Origin of the sequence: Streptomyces longhuiensis (genome assembly GCF_020616555.1) — a bacterium.
In the GTDB taxonomy this organism is placed as follows: domain Bacteria; phylum Actinomycetota; class Actinomycetes; order Streptomycetales; family Streptomycetaceae; genus Streptomyces; species Streptomyces longhuiensis.
Map to the genome: position 1 here is coordinate 4,640,304 of NZ_CP085173.1, position 18,612 is coordinate 4,658,915.

Here is an 18,612-nt window from a genome sequence, read left to right on the forward strand (position 1 = left end):
CGAACGGCGGATCGTATACGGCCGGGCTCCCGTGGAGTCCGGCCGTACGTTTGAGCGTTTACGGGCCGGGCTACGTTTGCCCGTATGGCTTCCACGCAGGGTGCACAGATCCTCGTCGCGTCCAACCGCGGTCCGGTCTCTTACGAGCTCGGGGCCGACGGGACGCTCGACGCGCGGCGCGGCGGGGGCGGGCTCGTCTCCGGGCTCTCCGCGATCGGACAGGACCCGGACGGCGCGAGCGCGATGTGGGTGTGCGCGGCTCTCGGCGAAGGTGACCGCGAGGCGGTGCGGCGCGGTGTCGGGGAGCCGGGCGTGCGGATGCTCGACATCGACCCCGAGGTGTACGCCGACGCGTACAACGGCATCGCGAACTCGGTCCTCTGGTTCGTCCACCACATGCTCTACCAGACGCCCCTGGAGCCGGTCTTCGGGCCGCGGTTCCGTGCGCAGTGGGCGTCCTACGAGGCCTACAACCGGGCGTTCGCCGAGGCGCTGGCCGCCGAGGCCGCGCCGGGCGCCGCCGTCGTCGTGCAGGACTACCACCTGGCGCTCGTGCCGGGGATGCTGCGGGAGCTGCGCGACGACCTGCGCATCGGGCACTTCTCGCACACCCCGTGGGCGCCGGTCGACTACTTCCGGATGCTGCCGGACGACATCGCCGGGCAGCTGCTGCGCGGCATGCTGGGCGCGGACCGGCTCGGGTTCCTGACGCGGCGCTGGGCGGACACGTTCACGGCGTGCTGCGAGGCCGTGGTGGGCGGCACCTTCGACACGGAGATCGGGGTGCACGGCCTGGGCGCGGACGCGGACTTCCTGCGCGAGCGCTCGCGCCGCCCCGACGTCGAGGAGCGGCTCGCCGCGCTGAGGGAGCAGATCGGCGGCCCGGACCGCAAGGTGATCGTCCGCGTGGACCGCACGGAGCTGTCGAAGAACATCGTGCGCGGCCTGCGCGCGTACGGGATCCTCCTCGACGAGCACCCCGAGTGGCGCGAGCGGGTGGTGCACGTCGCCTTCGCGTACCCGTCACGCCAGGACCTCGCGGTCTACCGGGAATACACCGACGAGGTCTCCCGGGTCGCCGAGGAGATCAACTCCCGCTTCGGTACGCAGAGTTGGACCCCGGTCGTGCTCCATGTGAAGGACGACTTCGCCCGCTCCCTGGCCGCGTACCGGCTGGCCGACGTGGCACTGGTCAACCCGATCAGGGACGGCATGAACCTCGTCGCCAAGGAGGTCCCGGTCGTCTCCGACGAGGGCTGCGCGCTGGTCCTGTCGCGGGAGGCGGGGGCGTACGAGGAGCTGGGCGACGACGCGCTCGTGGTGAACCCGTACGACGTGTCGGCGACGGCCGAGGCCCTGCACGCCGCGCTGCTCATGGGAGACGGGGAGCGCGCCGAGCGCACGAAGCGGCTTGTAGCGGCGGCGACCGCGCTGCCGCCCGCGCAGTGGTTCCTCGACCAGCTCCACGCGCTGCGGGGTTAGGCGGCGGGGGCCAGGGCCTTTCGTTCGGACCGGGCTGGATCAGGGAGCGGGGTCATGGGGGTCCCCCTGCTCGAGCGCAGCCGAGAGCTCGGGGAGTCGGCGAGTGACGACAACACCGCAGATGTGCGTGCCGGACCCCGCGAGCCCAGCCTGATCCGACGAGAGGCCCGAGAGGCCCTAGGCCCGGGAGCTGATCGCGCCGGCCAGGCCCGACAGCAGCCCCACCACTCCCTCCGGCCCGTCCACCACCACGTCCGCCCGTTCCGCCAGCTCCGTGACCTCCGAGCTGCCGCTGCACACCAGCAGGCCCGGCACCCCGTCCTTGCGGAGTTCGTCGACGGCGGCGAACGCGGGCAGGTCGCCGAGGTCGTCGCCCCCGTAGAGGACCGACGTCGCGCCCACTTCGCGTACGTACGCACTGAGCGCGGCGCCCTTGTCCATGCCGGGCGGCCTCAGTTCCAGGACGAGGCGGCCGGGTTCGACGATCAGGCCGTGCCGGGCCGCGAGGTCGGACAGGGGCGCGCGCAGCGCCTCGAACGCCGCCTGCGGGTCGGCCGCGCGGCGAGTGTGGACGGCGACGGCGCGGCCCTTCTCCTCGATCCAGGTGCCGCGCCAGGCACCCACGGACTCCAGGACGCCGGGCAGTTCGGCGCGGACGGCCGCGACGCCGGGGTGCGGGGCGGGGGCGTGGACCGTGCCGGTGACGGCGTCCCAGCGCTCGGCGCCGTAGTGGCCGAGGACCACGAGGTGCTGGAGGCCCGGGACGCCCGCGAAGCCGCCGTGGCGCACGGCGACGCCCGCGGGGCGGCCGGTGATCACGGCGACGGACGCGACCTGCGGTGCCAGCGCGGCGAGCGCGTGGACGGCACCGGGGTGGGCGCGGGCCTGTTCGGGGTCGGGCACGATCGGCGCGAGCGTGCCGTCGAAGTCGAGCGCGATCACGGCCCGCGCGGGGTCCGAGAGGAGTGCGTCGAGGCCGTCACGCCCGGCGGAGGTCACAGGCGACGGCAGGTCGTGCTGCTGAGGGCTGCCCATGCGCCGAGCCTATCCGCGGGAGGCGGACCGTACTCCTGGCGCGTGGGTCAGCGTTCCGCGCGGCGCGCGTCCCGTACCCGGCGCAGCCGGTTGACCGTGACCGGGTCGTGGGCGAGGGCCCTCGGGTCGTCGAGAAGCGCGTTGAGCAGCTGGTAGTAGCGCACCGGGGCGAGCCCCAGCTCCTCGCGCACGGCGCGCTCCTTGGCCCCGGCCGACGCCCACCCGCGCCGCTCCAGGGCGAGGACGCCCTGCTCACGGGGGGACAGGGCGCCGGACGTCTCCTCGGCGGACTCGGGCTCGGGCGCTTGCTCGGGCTCCGGCCCTGACTCTGACTCTCTGTACGGCGGTTCGCTCACGGCAGCGACGCTACTCCGCGTTCTCCGCCGCGTCGGCCGAGCGCTGAAGGCGGCCGAGGGTGGCGCCCGGGTTGCCGTTGGGGCCGACGGCCGAGCCGATCTCGCGCTTGACGCCGGCGCTGACCTGGGCCCAGGACGTCTTGCCGACGGGGTAGAGCTGCGAGTTCGGCAGTTCGCCGAGGAACTTCGAGAGCTTCTGGTCGCGCCTGTCGTCGGCCATCGTGTTCGACGCGGAGTTGGTGACCGGCAGGAGGTCGTACTCGCGCGAGAAGTCGAGGACGTTCTTCTCGCTGTAGACGAAGTCGAGGAACTTGCCGACCTGGTCCTTGTGGCCGTTCTGCCGGAACGCCATCATCCAGTCGGCGACGCCCATGGTCGAACGGGCCCTGCCGTGGATGCCGGGCATCGGCACCGTGCCGAAGCTGACGCCCTTCTTGGCGGCCATCTGCATCAGCGTCGGGTGCCCGTTGAGCATGCCGACGTCTCCGCGCGTGAAGGCCGCGAAGGCCTGTGCGCGGTCGAGCTTGGCGGGCGGGGTCGGACCCGTGAGGCCCTGGCCGACCAGGTCGTCCTTCAGCCACTCGAAGGTCTTGACGTTCTGCGGGGAGTCGATGCTGTAGGTGCCGACGTCGTCCGTGTACCCGGAGCCGCCGCTCAGCATCCACATCATCGTCTCGGCCTGCGCCTCCTCCGGGCCCAGCGGGAGCGCGTAGGGGATCTTCACGCCGCGCGCCTTGAGGGCCTTGGCGTCGGCCTGGAGCTGGGCCCAGGTCTGCGGCGGGGTCAGGCCGGCCTCGTCGAAGAGGGTCTTGTTGTAGAACAGCAGCCGCGTGGAGGACGCGAAGGGCATGCCGTACTGGACGCGGGAGACCTCGCCGGCGGCGGCGAGCTGCGGCAGGAAGTCGGACTGCACGGGGATGGAGAGCAGGTCGTTCGCGCTGTAGAGCTTGCCGCTCGCGGCGTAGTCGGAGTACGCGCCGATCTGCGCCATGTCGGGCGCGTGGCCGTCCGCGACCATCTTCTTGACCTTGGCGTCGACGTCGCTCCAGGAGTAGACGCTGACGTCGACCTTGATGCCGGGGTTCTTCTTCTCGAAGTCGGCGGACAGCGCGTCCCAGTACTTCTGGGAGCTGTTCGCCGGGGAGTCACCGTAGTCGGCGGCCACCAGCTTCAGGGTCACGTCCTCGGAGCCCGGGCCCCCGCAGGCGGCCAGCGTCGCCGCCATGCCGAGCGCGGCCACCGCCGCCGTCAGACCTGTCATGCGCCGCTGCACAGCCGGTTTCCCACCCTCTTGATGTCGCTCGTCAGGATTTCGGGCCCGGAATGCTCACGAGGCCCGGTCATAAGGTCTACACCACACGGGTTCCGCCCCCGCAACGGGCCTTCGCCGGGAAAGCGGAAACGCGCCATCCGTACACATCGACGCAAGATCCATGCAAGTGGACTAGACCTCTCGCGGGTTGAGGCGCGAGACTGTCCCCGTGAGACATGTCATCGCCCTCGATGTGGGCGGCACCGGAATGAAGGCCGCGCTGGTCGGGGCCGACGGCACCCTGCTCCACCAGACGCGGCGCGCCACCGGCCGCGAGCGCGGGCCCGACGCGGTCGTCGAGACCATACTCGGCTTCGCCGCCGACCTGCGCGCGTACGGCGAGGAACACCTCGGGGAGCCGGCCGCCGCGGCCGGCGTCGCGGTGCCCGGCATCGTCGACGACGAGCACGGCATCGCCCTGTACGCGTCGAACCTCGGCTGGCGCGACGTGCCGATGCGCAGACTGCTGAGCGAGCGGCTCGACGGCATCCCCGTCGCCCTCGGCCACGACGTGCGCACCGGCGGCCTCGGCGAGGGCCGGCTCGGCGCGGGCAAGGGCGCGGACCGCTTCCTGTTCGTGCCGCTCGGCACGGGCATCGCCGGCGCCATCGGCATCGGCGGCCGCATCGAACCCGGCGCGCACGGCTCGGCCGGCGAGATCGGCCACATCGTCGTACGCCCCGGCGGCACGGACTGCAGCTGCGGCCAGCGCGGCTGCCTGGAGCGCTACGCGTCCGCCTCGGCGGTCTCGCTCGCCTGGGCCGAGGCCACCGGCGACCCGGAGGCGGACGCCGCGGACTGCGCCAAGGCCGTCGAGTCCGGTGACCCCAGGGCGCGGCAGGTGTGGCAGGAGGCCGTGGAGGCGCTCGCCGACGGGCTCGTCACGGCGCTCACCCTGCTGGACCCGCGCACCCTGATCATCGGTGGCGGTCTGGCCGAGGCGGGGGAAACCTTGTTCACACCACTGCGGGCCGCCGTCGAGGAACGCGTGACGTTCCAGAAGCTGCCCACGATCGTCCCGGCGGCCCTCGGGGACACCGCCGGCTGCCTGGGCGCGGGCCTGCTCGCCTGGGATCTGCTCGCCCGGTCCACCGATTCCACGGAGGTAGTCGCCTGATGGCCGCTCTGAATGTTCTCTCCGGCGCCCGCGTCGTCCTGCCGGCCGGCGTCGTCGAGAACGGACGCGTGATCGTGGACGGCGCGAAGATCGCCGGCAGCGCGCCGGCCGGCGCCCCCTCCACCGATCTCACCGGCCACTGGGTCGTGCCCGGCTTCGTCGACATGCACAACCACGGCGGCGGCGGGGCCTCCTTCACCTCGGGATCGATCGACGACATCCTCAAGGGCGTCCGCACGCACCGTCTGCACGGCACCACGACGGTCGTCGCGTCCTTCGTCACCGGCGAGACGGACTTCCTCACCCAGCGCGCGGGCCTGCTGTCCGAGCTGGCCGAGCAGGGCGAGATCGCGGGCATCCACTTCGAGGGCCCGTTCATCTCCCCGTGCCGCAAGGGCGCCCATGACGAAACGCTCCTGCGCGACCCCGACCCGGCCGAGGTCCGCAAGCTGCTCGACGCGGCGCGCGGCCGGGCCAAGATGCTCACCCTCGCCCCCGAACTCCCCGGCGGCATCGACTCCGTACGCCTCCTCGCCGAGCACGGCGTGATCGCCGCGATCGGCCACACCGACGCCACGTACGAGCAGACCGTCGAGGCGATCGACGCGGGCGCCACCGTCGCCACGCACCTCTACAACGCCATGCCGGCCATCGGCCACCGCGCCCCGGGCCCCATCTCGGCGCTCCTGGAGGACGAGCGGATCACCGTCGAACTCATCAACGACGGCACGCATCTGCACCCGGCCGCACTGGAGCTGGCGTTCCACCACGTGGGCAGCGGGCGCGTCGCGTTCATCACCGACGCGATGGACGCGGCGGGCTTCGGCGACGGCCGCTACATGCTCGGCACCCTGGAGGTCGAGGTGAAGGACAGCGTCGCGCGGCTCGTCGAGGGCAACTCCATCGCCGGCTCGACGCTCACCCTGGACCGCGCGTTCAAGCGCGCCGCCACCATCGACAAGCTGCCCGTCGAGGACGTCGTCCGCGCGATCTCCGCCAACCCGGCCCGCCTCCTCGGCGTGGACGACAGGGTGGGCTCGCTGGAGCCCGGCAAGGACGCCGACCTCGTGGTTCTCGACGAGGACTTCGAACTCAAGGGCGTCATGCGCAAGGGCCGGTGGATCGTGGAACCCCGGCTCGCCTGAGGTCTGGGCCTACCGCCCGGTCTTTGGCATGATCAGGCCGCGTTACTGAAGGTAGTTCCGAACTGAGGGGTGGGCTGGGGTCTCGTGATCCTCACGGTCACACTGAACGCCGCGCTCGACATCACCTACGACGTGCCGGCGCTGCACCCGCACGCGTCGCACCGCGTCACCAAGGTCACCGAACGCCCCGGCGGCAAGGGCCTCAACGTCGCGCGCGTGCTCGCCGCGCTCGGCCACGACGTGACCGTCACCGGTTTCGCCGGCGGCGGCACGGGCCGCGCCCTCAGGGAACAGCTCGTGGACTCCCCCGGCATCCGGGACGCGCTCGTCCCGGTCTCGGGCGCCACCCGTCGCACCATCGCGGTCGTCGACGCCACGACCGGCGACACGACCCAGCTCAACGAGCCGGGCCCGCTCGTCGCCCCCGCCGAGTGGTCCGCGTTCACCGAGGCCTACCAGGAGCTCCTCACGTCCGCGTCCGCGGTGGCCCTGTGCGGCAGCCTGCCGCCGGGTGTCCCCGTCGGCGCGTACGCCCAGCTGGTCCGCGCGGCCCGCGCCGCGTCCGTGCCCGTACTGCTCGACTCGTCGGGGGAACCGCTGCGCCGGGGGCTCGCGGCCCGCCCCGACATCATCAAGCCGAACTCCGACGAGCTCGCCGAGCTCACCGGCTCCCACGAGCCGCTGCGCGCCACCCGTGACGCCCGCCGCCGCGGCGCACACTCCGTGGTCGCCTCACTGGGCCCCGAGGGCCTCCTCGCGGTCACCCCGGACGGCAGCTGGCGCGCTCCCGCCCCGGACCGCGTGAAGGGCAACCCGACGGGCGCGGGCGACTCGGCGGTCGCCGGCCTGCTCTCGGGCTACGTGGAAGACCTGCCGTGGCCGGACCGCCTGGCCCGCGCGGTCGCCCTGTCCGCGGCGACGGTACTGGCCCCGGTGGCCGGGGAGTTCGACCGCGCGGCGTACGAGGAACTGCTCGGCCGGGTCGCGGTGACGCAACAGACGGCGACAGCGGCCTAGGGCACGCCCCGGGCCGCTGTCGGCAAACTTCTGTGGATCAGCCGTTGGTGCCCTTGACCAGCCACATCTGGTCGAAGTTGGCGTCGCACTGGTTGCCCTGCTCGCACGAGATCGCGATCGCGTTCGTGCCCTTGCTGAGCTGGACGACGGACCAGGTGTTGGTCCACCCCTTCTCCCAGTCGCCTTCCTTGGCGCCGGAGAAGTTCTTCATGTTGAGCGGGCGGGTCTGCGCCTTGCCGTTGACCGTGATGGTCGCGTTGGCGTCCTTGCCGGGCACGCCGTAGTTGACGCGCAGGCTGTACGCACCGTCCTTCGGGATGCCGTTGACCGTCCAGGTGAGCTTGGCGCCCACCTGGTTGAAGCCGGCCACATAGGTGCCGCCGTCGGCCTTGGCGCCCTTGACGTCCGACGCGGTGGCCGTGCCGCCCTCGAGCTTCAGCGCCTTGGCGTCCGTCTTCGGGAGGTCGACCGGCTTGTCGGCGCTCTTGGACGGGGTCTGGCTCGGCTGGACCGACTGGGAGCCGCCGGACGGCTGCCCGCCCGCGTCGCCGCCCTTCGCGTCGTCGTTCGAGTCGCCGCCGAGGACCGCGACGCCGATGCCGATGACCACGGCCGCCACGACGGCGAGCGCGCCGATCAGCAGGCCCTTGGTGTTGGGACCGCGGCCCCGGCCGCCACCGCCGCCGTGCTGCGTGGGTGTCACCGTGGTCGGTGCGCCGCCGGGCAGCGTCTCGGGGGCCGAGTAGTGCGCGTTCGGCTGGCCGTAGGCCTGGGGCTGCTGGGGCGCCTGACCGTACGCGGCGGTCGGCTGCGGCTGCTGGCCGTACGGGGGCTGCTGCCCGTACTGCCGCTCACCGACCGGCCTGACCTGGTGGTAGGACCGGGGACCCGGATAGCCGTAGCCGCCGCCCCCGCTGGGCGGTGTCGCCCCGGCCGCCTGTCCGTCGGCGTACAGATAGCCGAACGGATCGTCGTCCTCGGGCGTGCTCGCGCCGTTGTCAGCGGGCGCCATCCCTGATCACTCCCTACGTATCGCTTACCCGGCGAGCGTACCCGCTGGGAGTGGTCCGAAGGGGTGGCGTTGACCTCACCGATACCCGCGGAAGGAGATCATCCGGCCCGTCGGTGCTGCTTGGCACGCGACCGTTTCTCGATGTACATCCGCTGGTCAGCGGATTTCAACACCTCGTCGGCCGTCATCCCGCAGTGCGCCCAGCCGATGCCGAAACTGGCGCCCACACGGACCGCCCTCCCGTCGACCCGGATGGGCGGAATGATCGCGTTCCGCAGACGGACGGCGAGGTCCTGTGCGTCGGCCCGGCCGAGCCCGTCGGCGAGCACGACGAACTCGTCGCCGCCGAGCCTCGCGACGGTGTCCCCGTCACGGACACCGCTGGTCAGACGCCGTGCGACCTCGATCAGAACGGCGTCTCCGGTGTGGTGCCCGAACCGGTCGTTGATCGACTTGAAGCCGTCCAGGTCGCAGAAGAGGACCGCCAGGCCCTTCGTCCCGTCGTCGGTCTCCCCCTCGGGCGCGACGATGTGGACGTGGTGATCGAAGCCATAGTCGTCGTAGATCCCGCCGGAGGGCCCGGACCCGCCGCTCTGCTGTCCGGCCGCGGCGGCAGCCGCGGCCCCCGCGAAGTCGAATCCGTGCCCGTTCGTGTCGTACGAGCTGCCGGTGCGGTCCCCGTACGCCGCGTCCAGGGAGTCCACGGCGCTCTGCTCGGGCAGCTGGGGGCGGCGGCACAGGCGGGCCGAGAGGCGGGAGCGCAGCTCCGCCGAGTTCGGCAGGCCGGTGAGGGAGTCGTGGGACGCGCGGTGCGCGAGGTGCAGCTCGCGGCGCTTGCGCTCCTCGATGTCCTCGACGTGGGTGAGCAGGAAGCGCGGTCCGTCGGCGGCGTCGGCCACCACCGAGTTCCGCAGGGACACCCAGACGTAGGTGCCGTCGCGCCGTCCGAGGCGCAGCTCGGCGCGGCCGCCCTCGGCGGAGGTGCGCAGCAGCGTGCCGATGTCCTCGGGGTGGACGAGGTCGGAGAACGAGTAGCGGCGCATGGCGGACGCCGGGCGGCTGAGCAGCCGGCACAGGGCGTCGTTCGTGCGCAGGAGCCGCCCGTGCTGGTCGCCGCCCATCTCGGCGATGGCCATGCCGCTGGGGGCGTACTCGAAGGCCTGGCGGAAGGACTCCTCGCTGGCGCGCAGGGCCTGCTGCTCGCGTTCGAGCCGGACCAGGGCGCGCTGCATGTTGGCGCGCAGCCGTGCGTTGCTGATGGCGATGGCGGCCTGGAAGGCGTACATCTGCAGGGCCTCACGGCCCCAGGCGCCGGGGCGCCTGCCGTTGCGCGGGCGGTCGGCGGAGATCACGCCGAGGAGTTCGCCGCCGGAGCCGCCGGTGGCGTACATCGGGGCGAAGAGACGGTCCGCCGGGTGCCACTCGTCCTCGAAGCGGGGCGCCGGACCGTCGGTGAACCACTGCGGTACGTCGTCCTCGTCGAGGACCCAGCCCTCGGTGTGCGGGATGAACCGCAGGTCGCCCCAGGCCTCGCCCATGGACAGGCGGCGGTCCCAGGAGGCGCGGGAGCCGACCCGGCCGGTGATGAGGGCTTCGGCGGAGGAGTCACCGGAGAAGGCGGCGACGACGAGGTCACCGTCCGGGCGTACGAGATTGACGCAGGCCAGCTCGTATCCGAGGCCGTTCACGACTCCGTCGGAGACCGTCTGCAGGGTGTCGGCCAGGCTGCGGGCGGTGTTCATGTCCGCCATGACCTGGTGAAGCTGCCGCAGGGTCGCAAGACGGACGTACGGCTCCGACTCGGTCTCCATGCTCAGCTCTCCCCGAGACCTCGACAGCACTCCAGAATTCTGATCGCCGATTCCGCACGTGCGTGTGCACGCTCTTCTTGCAGTGTCTCCGCCACTGAATCACAGCGAGCTGTCCACTCGGTACACAGGGTCAACAAAATATGGCTCCTGTGACTCAAGTCACAGGAGGAGATGAAGGGTTGAGGGGTGCTCCGGCGCACGCCCCCTGCACTTCCTGAACGGAGAAAACCGACGATCAGCACCATATGCGGACGACACCCACCACAGGTCCTAGGACCGACCTCGGCCCAAGGCCCGATGTGGCGGGCACGGCACCGAAGCTAGCGTCGAGACGTGCTGAAGACTCCCCCGCCGCTGAAGAATTTCCCGCTCTCCCCCACCACCCGCACGACCCCCACAACCCCCACCGCTGCTTTCGTCCCCGCGCCCGCCTCGGCCGGGCATGCTGAGGGGGTGAGCAACGACGAGTTCCGCGCCGCCATGTCCCGACTGGCCGCGGGCGTGGTCCTGGTGACCGCGCGCGAGATGCCGCTCGACCCGGACGACCCGTCGGCTCCCCTGGGCGAGGACGTCGGCATGACGGCGACGGCGTTCCTGTCGGTCTCCCTCGACCCCCCGCTCGTCCTCGTCAGCCTGCGCAACGGCTCCCGCATGGACGACCTGCTCGACGAACAGCCCCTGTGGGCGGTGTCCGTGCTCTCCGAGAGTCAGCGCCACATCGCGGGCCGCTTCGCGATGAAGGGCCGCATCAGCGACCGTCTGCTCTTCGAGGACATCCCCTACGTACGCGGCGAGGTGTCCGGCGCGCCCCTGGTGGGCGGCGCGCTCGCGACGCTGGAGTGCCGCACGGAGCAGCGGGTGACGGCCGGGGACCACACGCTGGTGATCGGCCGGGTGCTCACGGCCTCGCTGCCCAGCGCCGACGGCGGACCGCTGGCCTACTTCAAGGGGAAGTACCGGCAGTTGGGGTGAAGCCCCCGCCCGGACCCCGTGAGGCCGCTCAGTCCCAGCCCTGCCCCGACCGGCCCCGCTTCGTGTCCGACCGCGCCTTCTTGTTGCGCAGGCGGCGCTCGTTGATCCCCCGGGGGATGCGGGTCGCGCGGCGCGGCTTGGGCGGCGGGGCGGTGGCCTCGGCGAGGAGCGACGTGAGGCGCACGGCGGCGGTCTCGCGGTTTCGCCACTGGGAGCGGTGTTCCGAGGACCGTACGGAGATGACGCCGTCGACGAGGCGGGAGGCGAGCCGCTCCAGGGCCCGCGCCTTCCACACCTCGGGCAGCGCCTCCGTCCTGGCGAGGTCGAAGCGGAGCTCGACCTGGGAGTCGCTGGTGTTCACGTGCTGGCCGCCCGGCCCGGACGACCGGGAGAATCGCCAGAGGAGCTCGGCCTCCGGAAGGACCACCGAGCCGCGGATGAAGTAAGGACCGGACATGGGTTCCATGGTCGCGCCTGGACACACGCCGCGTCACCCCCTTTTCCCGGCGCCGCACCCATCCCGGGGAAAGAGGGTAAAGAAAGTAAAGACACCTGGAACCCTGGATCCCCCCTTGGCGTTCATAGGGGTACGAGTAGCTTCGTCTACGAAGCGCACGCATCGCTAACGAGGGAAGGACTCCCAACAATGGCTGTAAGCCTGTCCAAGGGTGGCAACGTCTCGCTCACCAAGGAGGCTCCGGGCCTGACCGCCGTCACCGTGGGCCTCGGCTGGGACGTCCGCACCACCACCGGCACCGACTTCGACCTCGACGCCTCCGCGATCGCGGTGAACCCGCAGGGCAAGGTCTACTCGGACGGCCACTTCGTCTTCTTCAACAACAAGGCGACGCCGGACCAGACCATCGTCCACACCGGTGACAACGTCACGGGCCAGGGCGAGGGCGACGACGAGCAGATCAACGTCAACCTGGCGGGCCTCCCGGCCGACATCGACAAGATCGTCTTCCCGGTCTCGATCTACGACGCGGAGAACCGCTCGCAGAACTTCGGCCAGGTGCGCAACGCGTTCATCCGCATCGTCAACCAGGCCGGCGGCACCGAGATCGCCCGCTACGACCTCTCCGAGGACGCCGCCACCGAGACCGCCATGGTCTTCGGCGAGCTGTACCGCAACGGCGCGGAGTGGAAGTTCCGCGCGGTGGGCCAGGGTTACGCCTCGGGCCTCGTCGGCATCGCGCAGGACTTCGGCGTGAACGTCTGACCTGAGCGGAGTCACCGCCGCAGCAAGGCAGTTGAAGGGCCCCGGCCGGGGAATACCCGGCCGGGGCCCTTCTGCGTGCGCTCGGCGAGCACTCTCCCGACCGACTCTTCCCTGTCAAGCGGCAAATAACGGACAGCCACCACCCGCATTCGGACACGAACTGTTAAATCTTTGACGGCGCCCTGTCAAACACAGTGCACCCGGTGTCACTCTCTCCCCGCGCCCCCCCACCCCGACGGGTCACCTCCCACGGGTCGTTGGACACAGAAGGAGTCCGAGTGACACACCACTCCCCCGCTCCCCGCACCGCCGGCCGCAGGACCGCCGCGAGGGCCACCGCTCTCGCCGCATCGGCCGCGATGGTCGTACTGGCTCTGCAGAGCGGCACCGCGGCGACCGCCGCCGACCGCACCGCCGGCGCCACGGCCGTGCCGCTCAGCGCGTCCCAGCGGGCCACCGCCCTCAAGGCCGCGCAGACCGACGCCCCGGCGGCCGCCCGCCAACTGGGCCTCGGCAGCGGGGAAAAGCTCGTCGTCCGCGATGTCGTCAAGGACGCCGACGGCACGACGCACACCCGCTACGAGCGGACCTACGACGGTCTGCCCGTGCTCGGCGGCGACCTCGTCACGCACACCGCGAAGAACGGCGACCTGAAGGGCGTCTCCAAGGCGCACAAGGGCTCGATATCCGTGGCGTCGACGGACGCCGCACTCGCCCCCACCGCCGCCAAGAAGTCGGCCGTCGCGGCCTCGGACGCCAAGAGCGCCACCGCGAAGAACGTCCGCAAGGTCGTCTGGGCCGCCTCCGGCACCCCGGCCCTCGCGTACGAGACGGTCGTGACCGGCAAACAGGCCGACGGGACGCCGAGCGAGCTGCACGTCGTCACCGACGCCGCCACCGGCAAGAAGCTGTACTCGTACGAGGGCATCGAGAACGGCACCGGCACCAGCGAGTACAGCGGCACCGTCACGGTGGGCAGCACGGCCTCGGCCGGCGGCGGGTTCGACCTCGTCGACGGCGGACGCGGCGGCCACAAGACGTACGACCTGAACGGCGGGACGACCGGCACGGGCGCGCTCTTCCACGACGCCGACGACCGGTGGGGCGACGGCACGGTGACGAACCGCCAGACCGCCGCGGTCGACGCCGCGTACGGCGCGGCGGAGACGTGGGACTACTACAAGAGCGCGTTCAACCGGAACGGCATCGCGGGCGACGGCAAGGCCGCGTACTCCCGCGTCCACTACGGCAACGCCTACGTCAACGCCTTCTGGTCCGACTCCTGCTTCTGCATGACGTACGGCGACGGACAGAACAACCAGCGGCCGCTGACCGCCCTCGACGTGGCCGGCCACGAGATGAGCCACGGCCTGACCGCGTCCACGGCGGGGCTCAACTACAGCCGTGAGTCGGGCGGCCTGAACGAGGCCACCTCCGACATCTTCGGTACGTCGGTGGAGTTCTTCGCGAACAACAGCAGCGACGTCGGCGACTACCTCATCGGCGAGAAGATCGACATCAACGGCAACGGCACCCCGCTGCGCTACATGGACAAGCCCAGCAAGGACGGCGGCTCCGCGGACTACTGGTCCAAGACCGTCGGCCGCCTCGACGTGCACTACTCGTCGGGCGTCGCCAACCACTTCTTCTACCTCCTGTCGGAGGGCAGCGGCGCCAAGACGATCAACGGCGTCTCCTACAACTCCCCGACGTCCAACGGCGCTTCGCTCGCGGGCATCGGCCGGGCCAAGGCCGAGCAGATCTGGTACAAGGCCCTCTCCACGTACATGACGTCGACGACGAACTACGCGGCCGCTCGCACCGCCACTCTTCAGGCGGCGGGCGACCTGTACGGCGCGAACAGCGCCGAGCAGCAGGCCGTGGCGGCGACCTGGAGCGCCGTGAACGTGAAATAACCCTGCTCGAAAGGGAATTCGGCCGGGCCATCCGCCACTACGGATGGTCCGGCTTTCCGTTTCCGTACAGCCAGTCGTCCCAGACGGGCCCCAGATCCTTGCCCGGGTTCTGCTTCTCCACATACGCGGTGAAGTCGGCGGTGTCCGCGTTCCCGTACTTGTGGTCGGCGGGCCAGCTCTTGAGCAGCTCGAAGAACTTGGCGTCCCCGACCGTCTCGCGGATCTTGTGCAGCACCATCGCGCCGCGCTCGTAGACGGGCGGGGCCGAGATGTTCGCGGCCCCGGACGGCTTGGCGGGCGGGAAGGCCCAGATCGCGTTCCCGCTGCCCTTCGCGTAGTAGCGGTCGAACGTGTCCTGCGCGCTGTCGCCGCCGTGCTGTTCCTGCCAGAGCCATTCGGCGTAGGTCGCGAAGCCCTCGTTGAGCCACATGTCCCGCCAGGACTTCGGCGTGACGGAGTCCCCGTACCACTCGTGGGCCATCTCGTGGACGAGCGTGGACAGCGGAGGGGTGCCGGGGAAGACGGGCCGGTTCTGGGTCTCCAGCGCGTACCCGGCGTCGTTCTCCCGGTCGACGACGGCGCCGGTGGAGGAGAAGGGGTAGGGGCCGAAGGTCTTCGACTCCCAGGCCATGACGTCCGGGATCCTGGTCAGGACCTTGGCGCTCGCGGCCGCCTCGACCGGGTCCACGGCGGTGTACACGGGCAGCCCGTCGGGCGTCTTGTAGGCCTTGGTCTCGAACTTCCCGATCGCCAGCATCGCCAGATAACTGGCCATGGGCTGCGGGACGTGCCAGTCGAACGTCGTCCGCCCGCCGGCCGTCCGCTCCTTCGTCAGCTCCCCGTTGGACACGGCCTTCAGACCCTTGGGGACGGTGACACGGATGTCGTACGTCGCCTTGTCGGAGGGGTGGTTGTTCCCGGGGAACCAGGCCATGGACCCGGTGGGCTCGCCGAGCGCGAGGGCCCCGTCCTCCGTGGGGAGCCAGCCCTCCGCTGAGCCGTCCGGGTCGGTGATGGTCTCGGGCTTCCCGGAGTACCGCACGACCGTGCGGAACTCGGAGCCCTTCCGCAGCCATTCGGCCGGCCGGATCGTCAGCTCGTGCCCGGCCCGCTCGAACGTGGCCTTCTCCCCGTCGACGGTGACGCTCTCGACGGTCAGGCCCTTGAGGTCGAGGTTGAACGCGCTGAGGTCCTGGGTGGCCTTCGCGGTGATGTCGGCGGTGCCCGTCAGCCGGTGCCGGTCGGCGTCGAGGGTGAGGGTGTAGTGCGTGGCGTCGTAGCCGCCGTTGCCCAGCTTCGGAAAGTACGGGTCCCGCACGCCCGCGGCACCCGGCGTGCCGTGGTCACCGGCGGCGGAACAGGCGCCGAGGGCCAGGACGAGCGCGAGGACGGCGGAGGCGGATCGTGGGCTGTGGGGCACTTGACGATCGTAGGGGCGAACGCCGTGGAGGCGCCTCCCGGTCGGCGGGCGCCTCCACGTCGGTGGGGGGTCGCGACTAGCGGTTCAGCGCGGCGACACCGGCCTGCGCGAACTTCTCGTCCAGGTCTCCCGAGGGCGCACCCGCGACGCCGATGCCCGCGACCGGGGCGCCGTTCGCCGCGACGGGCGCGCCGCCCGCGAGGAACAGGGTGCCCGGGATGTCCTTCAGGTTCGGGGCCTGCTCGAGGCGCTTGGCGAGCTCGGACGTCGGCGCGTTCCAGGACACCGCGGTGTACGCCTTCTTCACGGCGGACTCGTACGACTGCGGGCCGGCGCCGTCGCCGCGGAGGGTGACGATCGTGTTGCCGTTGCGGTCGACGACGGCGACGGAGACGCGCTGGTTCTCCTTCTTCGCGGCGTCGAGGGCGGCCTGCGCGGCCTTCGTGGCGGCGGCCGTGGTCAGGTGCGTGGACTGGGTGAGGTTCCTGGCCGGGGCGTCCGCGGTCACGGCGGCGGGGGCGGCGGCCGGGGCGGACGCGCTGGCCGAGACCGCGCCGAAGGTACCGGCGACGACGCCGGCGAGGACGGCGCCACCGGTCAGGACACGGGCGCGCTTCGAGATCTTCTTCATGACGGGTGCTCCTTGGAGGCGGTCGGGTCGGTCAGAGGCGGTCGGTGAGTCGCTCTGGTATCGATCCTCAGGCCGGAAACCGGGCCGCACCGTCGACGTACCGGCTGCGACCGGAGCGCGGCTCGGCTGACGTCCGGGTCAGCCGATCGGTTGACCCGCGTACCGCCCGAGCAGGCCACAATGGGGGTGTTTGACCAGTTCAGCAGCGCGATCGCGGTGCGGTGGCCCAAGCTTCCGCAGCACCGAGGCGGAGCGGCGACGGAAGCGGAGAGGGGTACGGGCGTGGCACACGGGACGCGGGATCCGGACGCCCGCTGGCTGGCGGCGGTGATGCACACCGCGTTCTTCCTGCTGCTCGGCGGAGCCCTCGCCCGGTTCCTGCTGCGCCACCCCGGCGAGGCCCGCACCCCGTGGATCATCGCGCTGTCCGTGGTCCTGGCCGCCCTGTACGTGCTCGGCCCCGCGCTCGGCCCGGGCATCGGCACCCGCCCCACCCCGCGCCGCCTCACCTGGCTGGCCCTGGTCGTCGCCGTGTGGGTGGTCCTCGTCGTCCTCGCGCCGAGCTTCGCGTGGTGCGCGGTCCCGCTCTTCTACACGGGCCTGCGCACCCTGCCCGCCCGCGCCGCGCTCGTCCTGATCGGCGTACTCACGGTGTTCGTCGTCGGGGCGCAGCTGCGTCTCGCGGGGGATTTCGACCCGAACCTGCTGCTCGCGCCGCCGGCCGTCGCGGCCCTGGCGACCGCCGTCTTCGTCCACATGGAGCGTCAGGCGGAACGCCAGCGCGCCCTGATCGACGACCTGGTGCGCACCCGCAGGGAACTCGCCGCGACGGAGCGCCGCGAGGGGACGCTCGCCGAGCGCCAGCGCCTGTCGATGGAGATCCACGACACGCTCGCCCAGTCCCTGTCGAGCCAGCAGATGCTGCTCCAGGCGGCGGACCGGCTGTGGGACGCCGACCCCGAGCGGGCCCGCGCCCATGTGCGGACCGCGGAGTCGGTGACCGAGCGGGGCCTCGTGGAGGCACGCCGGTTCGTGCACGACCTGGCGCCGGCGGATCTCGCGGGCGGCGGCCTGGACGAGGCGCTGCGCACGCTGGCGGCGCGGGAGTCGGAGGCGGGGCTCGCGGTCCGCTTCCACGCGGAGGGCACCCCGGCCCCGCTGCCCGACCGGGTCGAGTCCGCGCTGCTGAGGATCGCGCAGGGCGCCCTGGCGAACGTACGGGAGCACGCGGACGCGACGGCCGCCGCGATCACGCTGACGCACCTCGGCGACCAGGTCGTCCTCGACATCGCGGACAACGGCCGCGGCTTCACACCCGAGCCCCCGCGGAAGTCGGGCGTGCGCGGGCACGGCCTTCCGGCGATCCGGGCGCGCACGCGGCAGCTGGGTGGCACCCTGACGATCGAGTCGGCGCCGGGCGAGGGCACGGTGCTGTCGGTGGCGATTCCGCTGGAGGCCTCATGAGTGACCCCGTACGGCTGCTGGTGTGCGACGACCACGTGGTGGTGCGCGCGGGACTGCTCGCCCTGCTCGGCAGCGCGCCCGGCATCGAGGTCGTGGGCGAGGCCGGCACGGGCGACGAGGCGGTGGCGCTCGCCGCGAAGCTGACGCCGGACGTCGTTCTCATGGACCTCCAGCTGGGCGAGGGCATCGACGGCGTGGAAGCGACGCGGCGCATCACGACCGCGCCGCCCGAGGGGGGCCCGCGCCCGCACGTCCTGGTCCTGACCACGTACGACACGGACGCCGACATCACCCGGGCCATCGAGGCGGGCGCCACGGGATACCTCCTCAAGGCGGAGCGTCCCGAGGAGCTGTTCGCCGCGATCCAGGCCGCCGCCGAGGGCCGTACGACGCTGTCCCCGCCGGTCGCGAGCCGCGTCATGGCGCGCATGCGCAGCCCGCGCCCGTCCCTCACGGACCGCGAGCGCGACATCCTCGGCCAGCTCGCCCAGGGCCTGGGCAACCGGGACATCGCCCGCGCGCTGTTCATCAGCGAGGCCACGGTGAAGACCCACCTGGGCCGGATCTACGACAAGCTCGGCGTGGACACCCGGGCGGGCGCGGTGGCGGTGGCGAAGGAGCAGCGGCTGCTGGGCTGAGCGCGTCCCGACCGCCGGGGCGCCTGTGCGGATGTGACGGCCGCGGCGACCCGTGACAGCCG

At 71.9% G+C, this 18,612-nt stretch carries 17 protein-coding genes; 9 read left to right on the forward strand and 8 right to left on the reverse strand.

Annotated features, from left to right (window positions below; genetic code table 11):
• The first annotated feature begins 84 nt into the window (after positions 1–84).
• Positions 85–1,482, forward strand: coding sequence for an alpha,alpha-trehalose-phosphate synthase (UDP-forming) (locus LGI35_RS21465; RefSeq protein ID WP_227295526.1), 1,398 nt, complete (start codon positions 85–87; stop codon positions 1,480–1,482).
• A gap of 177 nt (positions 1,483–1,659) precedes the next feature.
• On the opposite strand, the gene otsB is transcribed toward LGI35_RS21465, so the two are convergent.
• From otsB to LGI35_RS21480, 3 genes are all read right to left on the reverse strand, one after another.
• Positions 1,660–2,517 (reverse strand): trehalose-phosphatase, encoded by an 858-nt coding sequence (otsB, locus tag LGI35_RS21470; protein ID WP_227295528.1) that lies wholly within the window; start codon positions 2,515–2,517, stop codon positions 1,660–1,662.
• 47 nt (positions 2,518–2,564) lie between these two features.
• Positions 2,565–2,783, reverse strand: a complete 219-nt coding sequence (locus tag LGI35_RS21475) for a DUF3263 domain-containing protein (RefSeq protein ID WP_227300426.1) — start codon at positions 2,781–2,783, stop codon at positions 2,565–2,567.
• 100 nt (positions 2,784–2,883) lie between these two features.
• Positions 2,884–4,146: an ABC transporter substrate-binding protein gene (locus tag LGI35_RS21480; protein WP_451024760.1), complete on the reverse strand. Its 1,263-nt coding sequence runs from the start codon at positions 4,144–4,146 to the stop codon at positions 2,884–2,886.
• Between the two features lie 208 nt (positions 4,147–4,354).
• Between LGI35_RS21480 and LGI35_RS21485 the strand changes: the two genes are divergently transcribed.
• From LGI35_RS21485 to LGI35_RS21495, 3 genes are all read left to right on the forward strand, one after another.
• Positions 4,355–5,302: an ROK family protein gene (locus LGI35_RS21485; RefSeq protein ID WP_227295530.1), complete on the forward strand. Its 948-nt coding sequence runs from the start codon at positions 4,355–4,357 to the stop codon at positions 5,300–5,302.
• Positions 5,302–6,447 carry an N-acetylglucosamine-6-phosphate deacetylase gene (gene nagA / locus LGI35_RS21490; protein ID WP_227295531.1) on the forward strand — a complete coding sequence of 382 codons (1,146 nt, stop codon included), beginning with the start codon at positions 5,302–5,304 and terminating at the stop codon, positions 6,445–6,447. Before LGI35_RS21485 ends, nagA begins: the two co-directional genes overlap by 1 nt.
• 84 nt (positions 6,448–6,531) lie before the next feature.
• Entirely contained in the window at positions 6,532–7,464 is a 933-nt protein-coding gene (locus LGI35_RS21495; protein WP_227295533.1) for a 1-phosphofructokinase family hexose kinase, read from the forward strand.
• A 37-nt stretch (positions 7,465–7,501) separates the two neighbouring features.
• Here the strand turns inward: LGI35_RS21495 and LGI35_RS21500 are convergent, their stop codons facing one another.
• Both LGI35_RS21500 and cdgB read right to left on the reverse strand, forming a co-directional pair.
• Positions 7,502–8,476: a carbohydrate-binding protein gene (locus LGI35_RS21500; protein WP_227295535.1), complete on the reverse strand. Its 975-nt coding sequence runs from the start codon at positions 8,474–8,476 to the stop codon at positions 7,502–7,504.
• 98 nt (positions 8,477–8,574) lie between these two features.
• Positions 8,575–10,287: a diguanylate cyclase CdgB gene (gene cdgB, locus LGI35_RS21505; protein ID WP_227295536.1), complete on the reverse strand. Its 1,713-nt coding sequence runs from the start codon at positions 10,285–10,287 to the stop codon at positions 8,575–8,577.
• Between the two features lie 336 nt (positions 10,288–10,623).
• Between cdgB and LGI35_RS21510 the strand changes: the two genes are divergently transcribed.
• Positions 10,624–11,259, forward strand: coding sequence for a flavin reductase family protein (locus tag LGI35_RS21510; RefSeq protein WP_376223791.1), 636 nt, complete (start codon positions 10,624–10,626; stop codon positions 11,257–11,259).
• Between the two features lie 28 nt (positions 11,260–11,287).
• Here the strand turns inward: LGI35_RS21510 and arfB are convergent, their stop codons facing one another.
• Positions 11,288–11,725, reverse strand: a complete 438-nt coding sequence (gene arfB / locus LGI35_RS21515; protein WP_227295537.1) for an alternative ribosome rescue aminoacyl-tRNA hydrolase ArfB — start codon at positions 11,723–11,725, stop codon at positions 11,288–11,290.
• Between the two features lie 180 nt (positions 11,726–11,905).
• Between arfB and LGI35_RS21520 the strand changes: the two genes are divergently transcribed.
• Together LGI35_RS21520 and LGI35_RS21525 are read left to right on the forward strand one after the other, a co-directional pair.
• A complete protein-coding gene (locus LGI35_RS21520) occupies positions 11,906–12,481 on the forward strand; it encodes a TerD family protein (RefSeq protein WP_100595698.1) in 576 nt (191 codons plus the stop codon).
• Positions 12,482–12,840: 359 nt separating this feature from the next.
• Positions 12,841–14,397: a M4 family metallopeptidase gene (locus LGI35_RS21525; RefSeq protein WP_227300430.1), complete on the forward strand. Its 1,557-nt coding sequence runs from the start codon at positions 12,841–12,843 to the stop codon at positions 14,395–14,397.
• Between the two features lie 37 nt (positions 14,398–14,434).
• Here the strand turns inward: LGI35_RS21525 and LGI35_RS21530 are convergent, their stop codons facing one another.
• Together LGI35_RS21530 and LGI35_RS21535 are read right to left on the reverse strand one after the other, a co-directional pair.
• Positions 14,435–15,817: a M1 family metallopeptidase gene (locus tag LGI35_RS21530; RefSeq protein ID WP_227295539.1), complete on the reverse strand. Its 1,383-nt coding sequence runs from the start codon at positions 15,815–15,817 to the stop codon at positions 14,435–14,437.
• Positions 15,818–15,893: 76 nt separating this feature from the next.
• Positions 15,894–16,448 carry a GlcG/HbpS family heme-binding protein gene (locus LGI35_RS21535; protein ID WP_116512341.1) on the reverse strand — a complete coding sequence of 185 codons (555 nt, stop codon included), beginning with the start codon at positions 16,446–16,448 and terminating at the stop codon, positions 15,894–15,896.
• A gap of 330 nt (positions 16,449–16,778) precedes the next feature.
• Between LGI35_RS21535 and LGI35_RS21540 the strand changes: the two genes are divergently transcribed.
• Both LGI35_RS21540 and LGI35_RS21545 read left to right on the forward strand, forming a co-directional pair.
• Positions 16,779–17,912 (forward strand): sensor histidine kinase, encoded by a 1,134-nt coding sequence (locus tag LGI35_RS21540; RefSeq protein WP_227300432.1) that lies wholly within the window; start codon positions 16,779–16,781, stop codon positions 17,910–17,912.
• On the forward strand, positions 17,909–18,550 hold the full coding sequence (locus LGI35_RS21545) for a response regulator (protein ID WP_227295541.1): 642 nt from the start codon (positions 17,909–17,911) through the stop codon (positions 18,548–18,550). The genes LGI35_RS21540 and LGI35_RS21545 overlap by 4 nt, the downstream gene beginning before the upstream one ends.
• The last annotated feature ends 62 nt before the right edge of the window (positions 18,551–18,612 follow it).